Raw genomic sequence first — 12,466 nt, 5'->3', positions numbered from 1 at the left:
CCGCCGGGGGGGGCCCTGGGGGGGCCGCGCGGGGGGGGGGGCCCCCCGCCCCCCCCCCTTCGCCATGTCCTGGACGCCTCCTGCCGCGGCCCGCGGGCGCGTCAGCTGCTGGGCGGGCGCTCCGCGACGTGCACGTCGCCGTGCGCGAAAAGGTCGTCGAGATCGGCCAACATGCCCTCGGCCAGCTCGCGTTCGGCCTTGTAGTAGCGCTCGCTCCACTTGAGCACCAGCGCCGGGAACGGCCAGCGGTCCTGCGCGGTGTCCTCGGACGCCTGCACCTCGGCCAGCGTCCGGTCCGCCCAGTCGCGGTGCTCCACGAGCGTCTTGCGCAGCTCCTCGGGCTCGGACAGGTGGCCCATCCACACCCGCAGCGCGACGCCGTGCTTGAGCACCGGCGGGCCGGCCGGGGTGTCCCGGGCCCAGGCGGCGAGCGCGGCCTGGCCGGCCTCGGTGATGGAGTACAGCCGCTTGTTGCGCAGTTCGTCCTGCGAGGCGATCCGCGAGACCGCGAAGCCGAGCTGCTCCAGGCGCTTGAGCTCGGTGTAGATCTGGCTGAGCGCCGGGCTCCAGTAGAAGAACCGGAGCGACGAGTCGGCCCACTTCTTCAGGTCGTACCCGGAGCGCTCGCCGGGGAAGGACAGCAGCCCGAGCACCGCCCACGCGGTGTTCGGCAGCTTCGGCAGCCCCGCCGGCGGGGCCGTCGCCTCGGTCATGTGGTGTCCCTCCCTCTCACTCAACTGATTCTACGTCAGCTCGCCTCTTGACGTCGCAGTCAGTCATACATCTAATTGGAGTATTCCGCGTCAGACCCCAGGAGTACGGCATGCAGTTCTCGATGATCTTCGAGGCCCAGATGGCCAACCCGACCGCCGAGCACGAGCGGCAGGTCATCCTCGACTCGGTCGAGCAGGCCGTCTACGCCGAGGAGATGGGCTTCGACCGCATCTGGGCCGTCGAGCACCACTCCACCAAGTGGTACTCGCACATGAGCGCCCCGGAAATCTTCCTGACCTGGGTCGCGGCCCGGACCACCAAGATCCGCATCGCGCACGGCGCGGTCTGCATGCCGTTCAACTTCAACCACCCGGCGCGCGTCGCGGAGCGCATCGGCATGCTCGACACCCTCTCCGGCGGCCGACTGGACGTGGGCGCGGCCCGCGGCGGCACGCTGCAGGAGACCAGCCTGGTCGGCGCCGACATGGAGCGCACCAAGGCCGAGGTCGAGGAGGCGCTGCGCATCATCGGCGCCGCCTGGCAGAAGGACGAGCTGGAGTACGACGGCGACCTGCTGAAGATCTCCCCGCACCCGATCCTGCCGCGCCCGGTGCAGACCCCGCACCCGCCGCTGTTCCTGGCCTGCAGCAAGCAGCCCAGCCTCGTCGAGGCGGCCAACATGGGCGTCGGCGCGCTGGTGCTCGGCTTCGCCGGCCCCGAAGAGGTCGCCAACCTCAACAAGATCTACCGCGACGCGGTCGAGGCGCGCGACGGCAGCCAGTTCGTCTCCACCGTGCAGAACAACCACCTCGTGGCGCTCTGCCCGACGATCGTCGCCGAGGACGGCGCCAAGGCCCGCCAGATCGGCGCCCGCGGCCAGCGCTTCTTCGCGCAGTCCATCGCGCACTGGTTCTCCGGCGGTAAGTCCGGCATCCCGGACGAGGCCGTCGTCGAGGGCCGCGACGAGGTCGCGGTCATGAACGAGGCCGCCGAGCAGCAGGTCGCCATGCTGCACGAGGCCAAGATCCCGGTCACCGTCAACGCGACCGCGACCTACAACCTCAACCACGCGTACGGCACCGCCGAGGACGCGATCGGCTACGTGCAGAAGCTGATCGACGCCGGCGCCGACGAGATCATGTGCCTCATCCAGATGGGCACCGTGCCGCAGGAGGCGTGCATGGAGACCATCCGCATCTGGGGCGAGGAAGTCATCCCGCACTTCCGCAAGAAGTACGGCAGCACCCTCGGCGCCTGACGCCGACCCGGACAGGGTCGCCCGTTCCGGTGCGGAGGACTGGAACGGGCGGCCCGACCCCTGTGTAATCCGTACGGCTGCACCCGCCGGCGGGCGCGGCCCCGTACCGGCGCACCGCAACCCGGCGACCAGCCCGGGGGAGTGCGCCGCCGAGGCGCACGACGCGCAAAAGGGAGTGCCGCAGCATGACGAGCCTGACCGGCAAGGTCGCCATCATCACCGGGGCCGCGCGCGGCATGGGCGAGGCGGAGGCCCGCCTGTTCGCGGAGCGCGGCGCCAAGGTCGTGCTCACCGACATCCTCGAGGACGAAGGCCGCGCCGCGGCCGCGAAGATCGGCGACGCCGCGCTGTTCGTGCGGCACGACGTGTCCTCGGCCGAGGACTGGGCACGTGTGGTGGCTGCCGCCGTCGAGGCGTTCGGCGGCGTCGACGTCCTGGTCAACAACGCGGGCCTGCTCCGGCACGCCGCGCTGATGGACGAGACCGCGGAGAACCTCGACAAGATCCTCAAGGTCAACCTGTTCGGCGCGTTCCACGGCATCCAGGCCGTGGTCCCCGCGATGCGCGAGCGCGGCGGCGGCTCGATCGTGAACATCTCCTCGCTGGCCGGCCTGCAGGGCATCCCGCGGCACGCCGCGTACGGGGCGTCCAAGTGGGCGGTGCGCGGCCTCACCAAGACCGCCGCGCTGGAGCTCGGCGAGGACGGCATCCGGGTCAACTCGGTGCACCCGGGCGCGGTGGACACCGCGATGCTCGGCCGGACCGTCGAACGCGGCCGGGGCGGGTTCCCCGCGGTGCCGCTGCGCCGGGTCGGCGAGCCGGAGGACATCGGCGAGCTGGTGGTCTTCCTGGCCTCGGACGCGTCCTCGTGGATGACCGGCACCGAGTTCGTGATCGACGGCGGCTCGATGTCCGGCATCGTGCCCCCGATGAAGGGCTGACCCGGCCGGCCGGTCCGGCACGCCGTCCCCGGTGCGGTCCTTTTTGACATACGACATTTAGTTGTACTGTGCATGTGTGGGCATCTGCCCAGCTCGGTCCGACGCAAGGAAGCGATCACCATGGCGGAACTCCAGGGCCCCAACCTCGCGGGCAAGGTCGTCATCGTCACCGGCGCGGCCGGCGGCCTCGGCGCGGCCGCGGCCCGCCAGGTCGTGGCCGGCGGCGGCCGGGTCGTCATCACCGACCTGCAGGAAGAGGCCGGTGCGAAGACCGCCGCCGAGCTCGGCGCGGACGCCCGCTTCCACAAGCACGACGTCACCGACCCCGAGCAGTGGAAGGCCGTCGTCGACTACACGCTGGCCGAGTTCGGCCGGGTCGACGGACTGGTCAACAACGCCGGCGTCACCGCGGGCGGCCCGTTCGCGCAGGAGACCCTGGCCAACTTCGAGAAGGTCATCAAGGTCAACCTGACCGGCGTGTGGATCGGCATGCAGGCCGTGATCCCGGCCATGAAGGCGGCCGGCGGCGGCTCGATCGTCAACATCTCCTCGGCGGCCGGCCTCATGGGCCTGCCGTACACCGGCTCGTACTCGGCCGCCAAGTGGGCGGTCCGCGGCATCGGCAAGACCGCCGCGATCGAGCTGGCCGGCGACAAGATCCGGGTCAACTCGGTGCACCCCGGCATGATCTACACGCCGATGACGGCTGTCGTCGGCGTCCAGCCCGGCGAGGGCAACTACCCCAAGGCCCCGATGGGCCGGGCCGGCGACGCCGACGAGGTCGGCTCGGCGGTCGCCTACCTGCTGTCCGACGCCGCCTCCTACGTCACCGGCGCCGAGCTCGCCGTCGACGGCGGCTGGACCGCGGGCCCCACCGTCCGCAACGTCGTGGAAGGCTGACGCATCCCATGCCGGCAACGCCCCCCGAGCCCGCGGTCCGCGGCCTCATAGACGCGATGACCTCGGTGTTCCCGCAGGTCGGCACCGAACTGGACGACGCCGTGCAGGCCCGCGCCCTCCTCGGTGCGGCACCCAAGTCGCCGGCCCCGGTGGTGCCGGTCGCGGACGTCCGCGACCGCATCATCCCGGGCCCGGGCGGCGATCTGCCGGTGCGCATCTACCGCCCGCTCGGCAGCCAAGAGTCCGACGTGCTGCCCGTCGTGGTCTTCCTGCACGGCGGCGGCTGGGTGCTGTGCAGCATCGACAGCCACGACCAGACCTGCCGCAGCCTGGCCAACGCCACCGGCGCGGTCTTCGTCTCGGTCGAGTACCGGCTCGCCCCCGAGACGCGCTTCCCGGGCGCCGCCGAGGACGCGTACGCGGCCTACATATGGGCCCGCGAGAACGCGGCCGAGTTCGGCGGCGACCCGGCGCGCGTCGCGGTCGCCGGCGACTCGGCAGGCGGCAACCTGGCCGCCGCGGTCCCGCTCATGGCCCGCGACCGCGGCGCCGCGCAGCCGACGTTCCAGCTGCTCCTGTACCCCGTGGTCGACCACCGCCGGGCGACCGACTCGTACACCGAGAACGCCACCGGCTACTTCCTCACCGCGGCCCAACTCGCCTGGTTCTGGCGGCAGTACATCGGCCCGGACGGCGACCCCGCACACCCCTACGCCTCGCCCGGCACCGCCGAGGATCTCTCGGGCCTGGCCCCGGCGTTCGTGGTCGCCCCGGCGCTCGACCCGCTGCGCGACGAAGGCGTGGCCTACGCCGAGCGGCTCGCCGCGGCCGGCGTGCCCGCGGAGTACCGCGTCTACGAGGGCATGTTCCACGGCGCGATCAGCATGGGCGCCCTGGTGCCCAGCGCCGCGGCCGCCTTCGCGGACGCCACCGAGGCGTTGCGCAAGGCCCTCGCGTGACCGGCGGGCAGCCCTGCCCGCCGGCACCCCGTACTGTCCGCAGTCCCGTCCGGAAAAGGTGACGTCCATGGCACAGCTCGCCGACCAGCTCGCCGGCAAGGTCGCGATCATCACCGGCGCAGCCCGCGGCCAGGGCGAGGCCGAGGCCCGCCTCTTCGTGGCCCGCGGCGCCAAGGTGGTGCTGACCGACCTGCTGGAGGAAGAGGGCGAGAAGGTCGCCGCCGAACTCGGCGACGCGGCCCGCTTCGTCCGCCACGACGTCGGCTCGCCCGAGGACTGGGCGACGGTCGCGGCCACCGCCCTGGACGCCTTCGGCCGCATCGACGTCCTGGTCAACAACGCGGCGATCTACTGGACCAAGGCCTTCCAGGACGAGACCCTCGAAGGCCTCGACAAGATCTTCCGGGTCAACTTCCAGGGCGTGTTTCTCGGCATGCAGGCCGTGCTGCCGGCCATGAAGGAGCAGCGCACCGGCTCGATCGTCAACATCTCCTCGCAGTCCGGCCTGGAGGGCCTGCCGTCCCACTCCGCGTACGGGGCGTCCAAGTGGGCGGTGCGCGGGCTGTCGAAGACCGTGGCGCTGGAGGTCGGCGAGTACGGGATCCGGGTCAACGCGGTCTACCCGGGCGTCATCGACACCCCGATGATCGCCAAGGCGGGCGTCGAGCGCGGCGAGGGCAAGTTCCCGTCGGTGCCGCTGCGCCGCGTGGCGGCTCCCGAGGAGGTCGCCGAGACGGTCGCGTTCCTGGCATCCGACGCGTCTTCGTACATGACCGGCAGCGAGCTGGTCGTGGACGGCGGCATGATGGCCGGTACGACGCCCCCGATGGGACGCTACTGACCTGCGGCGATGCCGCACCGGACGCCTGCCGGGTATCGGTTATGAGATGCCACGGCGACCATGTAAAGTAATCCCTGGCCGATCGGTTTGAACACCGGTTGTCCGGGTGAGGGGCTTTAGCTCAGCTGGTAGAGCACCTGCATGGCATGCAGGGGGTCAGGAGTTCAAGTCTCCTAAGCTCCACTCTCACAATTGAATGGCCGTCACTCATGACGGCACCTTGGGGCTTTAGCTCAGCTGGTAGAGCACCTGCATGGCATGCAGGGGGTCAGGAGTTCAAGTCTCCTAAGCTCCACCCAAGGACCGAAGGCCGCCCCGATGGGCGGCCTTCGGTGTTTTCCGATTTTCGTACCCCCGGACTCCAGCCGCAGCGCGGACCCACCCATACGATGATCACCGTGACCCGCCGATTCCCCGCCGTTGCCGGCGCCGCCGCACTTGCCGCCGCGCTTCTGCTGTCCGCGACCGCCTGCAGCAGCAGCGACGACGACAAGACGTCCGAGGACGTCGCCGACACCCCGATCCCCGCCGCGGCCTCGGTCGGCGACATCCCCGACCTGCAGGCCCGCTGGTGGGGCTGGGCGGCCGCGCAGCCGACCGCGACCCACCCCGTGCTGGACGACACCGGCGCGCACTGCGCGGTCGGCCAGGGCGGCGATGTGTGGTTCGTGGCCGGGACGTTGGGCGGCGAGGCCAAGCGCGCGTGCACCGTCCCGGCGGGCCGGACAATCGCCGGGCCGCTGCTCAACGTCACCACGGACACGCCCGCCGCCTGCACCGACTTCATCGCCTCCGCCGACGGCGAGGTGATCCTGGACGGCGCCCCGGTCGACGTCAAGAAGATCGAGCCCGAGGCGGTCACGTTCACCGCCGTCGCCGGAAACCCGTTCACCAAGGAGGCCGGCGAAGTCGCCAAGCAGGGCTGCGGGTTGTGGTTCGCCCTCGCCCCGCTCCAGCCGGGCGTGCACAAGCTCAACATCCACGGTGTCTCGGACGTCTACAAGACCTCGGTCGAGTACACCCTGACCGTCACTGCGTGACTCCCGTGCCGATACCCCGGACCCTGCCGTGCGCCGGATAGACAAGGTCTACACCGGCCTCGGCGCCGTGCTTGCGGCTGCCGCGGGACTGGCTGCGGCCGGGGTCATCGGCGGCCCGGGCGGGTCGGCGGCGGCCGGGGCAGGGGACTGCCTATCGGCATGGCGCGGTACGGACCTGGTGACCGAACTGCCGTCCGTGGTGCCGTGCGGGAAGCCGGAATCGCGGTGGCGCGTCATCACCCGCTACACCGACGTGAGCGATCCGAAGCGCTGCGAGAAGCTCCGCGCCGAGAGCGGCTACCTCGTCACACTGCACTGGACGGGCGACGAAGTCGACGGCGACGCATCGCTGTTGTGCCTGACGATGACGCCCGCGACCGACCTGGCCGACCTCGAAGGCGTCGGGCTGGCCCCGTACGGCTTCGGCGAGCAGGAGTTCACCGCGCTGCGCAAGCGCATCCTCATGACCACCAACCAGCGCTGACCGCGCCGGACCGTGCTGTGCCGGCAGCAGACCCGCCGCCTACCATGATCGCCGTGACTCGCCGATCCCCTTCCGTGCTCGCTGTTGCGTGCACCGCCGCGCTTCTTCTTTCCGCGACCGCGTGCGGCACCGCCGGCAGCATCACCAGCGCCAGGGACAGCGGCAAGGCGTCCCAGAACGCGAGCGGCACCCCCACCGCCTCGGCCTTCGGTGGCGAGGAGATACCCGATTTGCAGGGCCGCTGGTGGACTTGGGCCGCCTCCCAGCCCACCGCGACCAACCCGGTGCGGGATCGCACAGGGGTGCACTGCGCGGTCGGCCAGAGCGACGATGTCTGGTTCGTGGCGGGCACGTTCGGCGGCGTCGCCAAGCGCGCCTGCACGGTGCCGGCCGGGCGTCCGATCGCCGGGCCGCTGCTGAACCTGGTGTGCTCCGACCGGGAGCAGTGCGAGGAGTTCATCGCCGCCGCCGAAGGCGAAGTGACTCTGGACGGGGCGCCCGTCGACATCCGCAAGTTCGAGGCGCAGCCGATCCGCTACACCGGGGTCGCCGGGAACCCGGTGACCCAGCAGCGCGGCCGTTTCACCGGCTTGGGCTGCGGGTTGTGGTTCACCCTTCCCGGTCTTCAGCCGGGGGTCCACAAGCTCAGCATCGACGGTGCCTCGGGCGGTTTGGAGCTTTCTGTCGAGTACACCCTCACCGTCACGGCCTGACCGCCATGCCGGCCCCGGGCCGCCGGCGCGCCGGACGGGCCCGCATCGGCCGGGGCAGGGGTCAGGCCAGGAAGCCGCGCAGCAGTGCTGCGGTGCCGTCGAGGTGTTCGACCACGGCCTGGCGGGCGGCCTCCGGATCGCCGGCCAGGACCGCGCCGACTATCGCCGCGTGCTGGACCGCGCTGTGCTCGATGTTGCGCTCCAGCACCGGGATCGCGTTCAGCAGGTCGTTGAGCCGCATCCGCACGTCGGCCGCGGCCGCGGTCAGCGAGGACGACCCGGCCAGTTCGGCGAGCGTCAGGTGGAACGCGGTGTCGAGCCGCCGGTAGTCGCCGGGTGCCGCGGAGTCGACCGCGGCCAGCCGGGCCAGCAGCACCTCGCGCTGCGCGTCGTCGAGGCCGCGGGTGGCCAGCACCTGGACCGCGCCGACTTCCAGGACCTGCCGGAAGGTCAGTGCGTCGTCGAGTGCGGGGCCCATGTCCTCGGCGCGGCGGCGGGCCTCGCCGGGTTCGGGCGCGGGCGGCGGCCCGGTGACGAAGGTGCCGCCGAACCGGCCGCGGCGCACCTCGACCTGCCCGGCCTGCTGCAGTGCGCGCAGCGCCTCGCGCAGCGTGATGCGGCTGACCCCGAGCCGGGCCGCGAGGTCGCGCTCCGCCGGGAAGCGGGCGCCGGGCGGCACCACGCCGAGCTTGATCGCGGCCATCAGCCGCTCGACGGTCTCCTCGAAGGCATTGCCGGCCCGGACCGGGCGCAGCACGGCATCCGCGGTCGGATCGCTCCAGCCGCGGAACTCGGACCCGGTCGTCGCCGCGTCGGCCGCATCAGTCGGCACGGTATCCCCCTCTCGACGCCGTCCCGAATTCTTTCATCCAATCAATGGACTGATGTTAGACCAATGAGATTGGATAGCCCGGAACGCCGGTACGAGCATGTCGGACGACGGGAGAGCAGTGTGACGCAGGGGAGGGCGGCAGTGTCCGGAGAGCAGCCGTACGACGTGGACCGGCTCCGCGCCGAGATCGCCGCCGGCGAGGTCGACACCGTCCTGGTCGCCTTCACCGACATGCAGGGCAGACTCCAGGGCAAGCGCCTGTCCGCCCGCTACTTCATGGAGGAAGTCCTCGCGCACCACACCGAGGGCTGCAACTACCTCCTCGCGGTCGACATCGACATGAACACCGTCGACGGCTACGCGATGAGCTCCTGGGAGAAGGGCTACGGCGACTTCGTCCTCGTCTCCGACCTCGCGACCCTGCGCCCGGTCCCGTGGAACGCCGGCACCGCGATGGTCCTCGCCGACCTGGCCTGGCCGGACGGCACCCCCGTGGTCGCCTCCCCGCGGCAGATCCTCAAGGCGCAGACCGACCGCCTCGCCGGCCTCGGGCAGCGCGCGATGGTCGGCACCGAGCTGGAGTTCGTGGTCTACCGCGACACGTACGAGCAGGCCTGGAGCCGCGGCTACCGCGACCTGACCCCGGCCAACCAATACAACGTCGACTACAGCGTGCTGGGCACCGCGCGCATCGAGCCGCTGCTGCGCCGCATCCGCAACGAGATGACCGCGGCCGGCATGTACGTCGAGTCGGCCAAGGGCGAATGCAACCTGGGCCAGCACGAGATCGCCTTCCGCTACACCGAGGCGGTCGCCACGTGCGACAACCACAGCATCTACAAGAACGGCGCCAAGGAGATCGCCGCGCAGGAGGGCATGAGCCTGACCTTCATGGCCAAGCCGAACCAGCGCGAGGGCAACTCCTGCCACATCCACCTGTCGCTGCGCACCGACGCGGGGCCGGTGCTGAGCGGCGACGGGCCGTTCGGGCTGTCCAAGGCCGGCGAGCACTTCCTGGCCGGGCAGCTCGCCACGCTCCGCGAGTTCACGCTGCTCTACGCGCCGAACATCAACTCGTACAAGCGCTTCCAGCCCGGCACCTTCGCGCCCACCGCGGTGCAGTGGGGCGTCGACAACCGCACCTGCGCGCTGCGCCTGGTCGGGCACGGGCAGTCGCTGCGGGTCGAGAACCGCGTACCGGGCGGCGACGTCAACCCGTACCTCGCGGTGGCCGGCATGATCGCCGCCGGGCAGTACGGCATCGAGAACGAACTCCCGCTCGCCGAGCCGCAGACCGGCAACGCGTACACCTCGGGTGCGGAGACCGTGCCGACCACGCTGCGCGAGGCCTTGGACCTGTGGGAGAAGAGCGAGCTCGCCCGCACGGTGTTCGGCGACGAAGTGCACGCGCACTACGCCAACGCCGCGCGGATCGAACTGGCGGCCTACGACGCGGCCGTCACCGACTGGGAGCTCTTCCGCGGGTTCGAGCGCATGTAGCCCCGCCGGAAAACCAGGACTTCAGCACCGGCGAGAACTCCGGTGCACGAGAACCCGAGAAAGGGCCGCAATGGCCGACGACGTCTTCGACGTGATCAACCCGGCGACCGAGGAACTCGTCGCCCAGGTGCCGATGGCGAGCGCCGCCGCGGTCGACGCCGCGGTGCGCAGGGCCGCCGAGGCGTACCCGGCCTGGCGCGCGGTGAGCCCGGGGGACCGGGCCCGGCTGCTGCGCCGCTTCGCCGAAGTGGTCGACGCGCACACCGACGAACTGGCCGCACTGGAGGTCGCCGAGGCCGGCCACCCGATCGGCAACGCGCGCTGGGAGGTCGGCAACCTGCGCGACGTCCTGCACTACTACGCGGGCGCCCCGGAACGCCTGACCGGCCGTCAGATCCCGGTCCCGGGCGGCATCGACGTCACCTTCCAGGAGCCGCTCGGGGTCGTCGGCCTCATCGTGCCGTGGAACTTCCCGCTGCCGATCCTCGGCTGGGGGCTCGCCCCCGCGCTCGCCGCGGGCAACACCGTGGTCGCCAAGCCGGCCGAGCTCACCCCGCTCACCGCGCTGCGGGTCGCCGAGCTGGCGCTGGAGGCCGGGCTGCCGGAAGGCGTCTTCCAGGTCGTCCCCGGCCGCGGTGCGGTGGCCGGCCGCGAACTGGTCGACCACGAACTGGTCCGCAAGATCGTCTTCACCGGGTCGACCGCGGTCGGCAAGGAGATCATGGCGCGCGCCGCGGGCGGCGTGAAGCGCGTGACCCTGGAACTCGGCGGCAAGAGCGCCAACATCGTCTTCGCCGACGCCGACCTGGAGAAGGCCGCCGCGGCCGCCCCCATGTCGTTCTGCGACAACACCGGGCAGGACTGCTGCGCGCGCAGCCGCATCCTGGTCCAGCGCAGCGTCTACGACCGGTTCCTCGAACTGCTCGAACCGCACATCCTCGCGGTCCGGGCCGGCGACCCGAACGACCCGGCCACCGAGATGGGCCCGCTGGTCTCCGCCGGGCAGCTCGCCCGGGTGCGCGGCTACGTACCCGAGGACGCGCCCGTCGCGATCCGCGGCACCGCCCCGGTCGGCAAGGGCTTCTGGTACCCGGCCACCGTGCTGACCCCGGCCGATCCGCTGGACCGCACCGTCACCGACGAGATCTTCGGCCCGGTCACCGCGGTCGTCCCGTTCGAGGACGAGGCCGACGCGCTGCGCATCGCCAACGCCACCTCGTACGGCCTGGCCGGCTCCATCTGGACCCGCGACGTCGGGCGCGCGCTGCGCGTCAGCCGCGGCGTCGAGGCGGGCAACCTGTCCGTCAACTCGCACTCTTCGGTGCGCTACTGGACCCCGTTCGGCGGCTTCAAGCAGTCCGGCCTCGGCCGCGAACTCGGCCCCGACGCGCTCTCCGCGTTCACCGAGACGAAGAACGTCTTCATCGCCTCGGACTGAGCCGGCCAGCACCCCTGCTTCCTTTGCACCCCCCGGCACCACGCCCCAGCACAACGGAGGACTGACCCAGTGAAGCGTTTCGAAGGCCGTACGGCCGTCATCACCGGCGCCGGCAGCGGCATCGGGCTCGCCACCGCGAAGCGCCTCGCGTCCGAGGGCGCCAACGTCGTCTGCGTCGACATCGACGAGACGGCCGGCAAGGCGGCCGCCGATGCGGTCGGCGGCCTGTTCGTCCGCGCGAACGTCACCAGCGAGGCCGACGTCGAGGCCATGTACCAGGCCGCGTTCGACGCCTACGGCAGCGTCGACGTCGCGTTCAACAACGCGGGCATCTCGCCGCCCGACGACGACTCGATCCTCACCACCGGCCTGGACGCGTGGCGCCGCGTCCAGGAGGTCAACCTGACCTCGGTGTACCTGTGCTGCAAGTACGCGATCCCGTACATGCAGCGCCAGGGCAAGGGCTCGATCGTCAACACCGCCAGCTTCGTGGCCCGCATGGGCGCGGCCACCTCGCAGATCTCGTACACCGCCTCCAAGGGCGGTGTGCTGGCCATGTCGCGCGAGCTGGGCGTGCAGTTCGCCCGCGAGGGCATCCGGGTCAACGCGCTGTGCCCGGGCCCGGTCAACACGCCGCTGCTGCAGGAGCTGTTCGCCAAGGACCCGGAGCGCGCCGCGCGCCGCCTGGTGCACATCCCCACCGGGCGCTTCGCGGAGGCCGAGGAGATCGCCGCGGCGGTCGCGTTCCTCGCCTCGGACGACGCGTCCTTCATCACCGCCTCGGAGTTCCTGGTCGACGGCGGCATCTCGGGCGCGTACGTCACCCCCATGTGACAACACGTGTGA

13 protein-coding genes and 2 tRNA genes are annotated in these 12,466 nt (G+C 71.5%); 13 read left to right on the top strand and 2 right to left on the bottom strand.

Annotation, left to right across the window (positions count from 1 at the left end; all coding sequences use genetic code 11):
• Nucleotides 1–101 precede the first annotated feature (101 nt).
• Entirely contained in the window at nucleotides 102–713 is a 612-nt protein-coding gene (locus LZ495_RS26080) for a PadR family transcriptional regulator (RefSeq protein ID WP_235055324.1), read from the bottom strand.
• A gap of 110 nt (nucleotides 714–823) precedes the next feature.
• On the opposite strand from LZ495_RS26080, the gene LZ495_RS26075 reads away from it, so the two are divergent.
• From LZ495_RS26075 to LZ495_RS26030, 10 genes are all read left to right on the top strand, one after another.
• Nucleotides 824–1,972, top strand: a complete 1,149-nt coding sequence (locus LZ495_RS26075) for an LLM class flavin-dependent oxidoreductase (protein WP_235055323.1) — start codon at nucleotides 824–826, stop codon at nucleotides 1,970–1,972.
• A gap of 185 nt (nucleotides 1,973–2,157) precedes the next feature.
• On the top strand, nucleotides 2,158–2,913 hold the full coding sequence (locus tag LZ495_RS26070) for a glucose 1-dehydrogenase (RefSeq protein ID WP_235055322.1): 756 nt from the start codon (nucleotides 2,158–2,160) through the stop codon (nucleotides 2,911–2,913).
• Between the two features lie 120 nt (nucleotides 2,914–3,033).
• Nucleotides 3,034–3,813 (top strand): glucose 1-dehydrogenase, encoded by a 780-nt coding sequence (locus LZ495_RS26065; protein WP_235055321.1) that lies wholly within the window; start codon nucleotides 3,034–3,036, stop codon nucleotides 3,811–3,813.
• A gap of 8 nt (nucleotides 3,814–3,821) precedes the next feature.
• Nucleotides 3,822–4,772, top strand: a complete 951-nt coding sequence (gene lipP1 / locus LZ495_RS26060; RefSeq protein WP_235055320.1) for a LipP1 family hormone-sensitive lipase — start codon at nucleotides 3,822–3,824, stop codon at nucleotides 4,770–4,772.
• Nucleotides 4,773–4,839: 67 nt separating this feature from the next.
• Nucleotides 4,840–5,613 (top strand): glucose 1-dehydrogenase, encoded by a 774-nt coding sequence (locus LZ495_RS26055; protein ID WP_235055319.1) that lies wholly within the window; start codon nucleotides 4,840–4,842, stop codon nucleotides 5,611–5,613.
• A gap of 110 nt (nucleotides 5,614–5,723) precedes the next feature.
• A tRNA-Ala gene (locus tag LZ495_RS26050) sits at nucleotides 5,724–5,796 on the top strand.
• Between the two features lie 39 nt (nucleotides 5,797–5,835).
• A tRNA-Ala gene (locus LZ495_RS26045) sits at nucleotides 5,836–5,908 on the top strand.
• 103 nt (nucleotides 5,909–6,011) lie between these two features.
• Complete coding sequence (locus tag LZ495_RS26040) at nucleotides 6,012–6,653, top strand: signal protein (protein WP_235055318.1); 642 nt, start codon at nucleotides 6,012–6,014, stop codon at nucleotides 6,651–6,653.
• Nucleotides 6,654–6,681: 28 nt separating this feature from the next.
• Nucleotides 6,682–7,137 carry an LppU/SCO3897 family protein gene (locus LZ495_RS26035; protein WP_235055317.1) on the top strand — a complete coding sequence of 152 codons (456 nt, stop codon included), beginning with the start codon at nucleotides 6,682–6,684 and terminating at the stop codon, nucleotides 7,135–7,137.
• Between the two features lie 53 nt (nucleotides 7,138–7,190).
• Nucleotides 7,191–7,850 carry a signal protein gene (locus LZ495_RS26030; protein WP_235055316.1) on the top strand — a complete coding sequence of 220 codons (660 nt, stop codon included), beginning with the start codon at nucleotides 7,191–7,193 and terminating at the stop codon, nucleotides 7,848–7,850.
• 61 nt (nucleotides 7,851–7,911) lie between these two features.
• On the opposite strand, the gene LZ495_RS26025 is transcribed toward LZ495_RS26030, so the two are convergent.
• Nucleotides 7,912–8,682, bottom strand: a complete 771-nt coding sequence (locus tag LZ495_RS26025; RefSeq protein ID WP_372498648.1) for a FadR/GntR family transcriptional regulator — start codon at nucleotides 8,680–8,682, stop codon at nucleotides 7,912–7,914.
• A gap of 141 nt (nucleotides 8,683–8,823) precedes the next feature.
• Here LZ495_RS26025 and LZ495_RS26020 point away from each other — a divergent pair, with 141 nt between their 5' ends.
• The 3 genes from LZ495_RS26020 to LZ495_RS26010 all read left to right on the top strand — a co-directional run bounded on the left by LZ495_RS26020 (nucleotide 8,824) and on the right by LZ495_RS26010 (nucleotide 12,454).
• Nucleotides 8,824–10,182, top strand: coding sequence for a glutamine synthetase family protein (locus LZ495_RS26020; protein ID WP_235055315.1), 1,359 nt, complete (start codon nucleotides 8,824–8,826; stop codon nucleotides 10,180–10,182).
• A gap of 70 nt (nucleotides 10,183–10,252) precedes the next feature.
• Nucleotides 10,253–11,620 carry an aldehyde dehydrogenase family protein gene (locus LZ495_RS26015; RefSeq protein ID WP_235055314.1) on the top strand — a complete coding sequence of 456 codons (1,368 nt, stop codon included), beginning with the start codon at nucleotides 10,253–10,255 and terminating at the stop codon, nucleotides 11,618–11,620.
• A 69-nt stretch (nucleotides 11,621–11,689) separates the two neighbouring features.
• Nucleotides 11,690–12,454 (top strand): 3-oxoacyl-ACP reductase, encoded by a 765-nt coding sequence (locus LZ495_RS26010; RefSeq protein WP_235055313.1) that lies wholly within the window; start codon nucleotides 11,690–11,692, stop codon nucleotides 12,452–12,454.
• Nucleotides 12,455–12,466 lie beyond the last annotated feature (12 nt).

Source organism: Yinghuangia soli, from assembly GCF_021502675.1.
Taxonomy (GTDB): domain Bacteria; phylum Actinomycetota; class Actinomycetes; order Streptomycetales; family Streptomycetaceae; genus Yinghuangia; species Yinghuangia soli.
The sequence above is the reverse complement of the archived record's forward strand: the minus strand, read 5'-3'. Positions and strand labels throughout refer to the sequence as shown.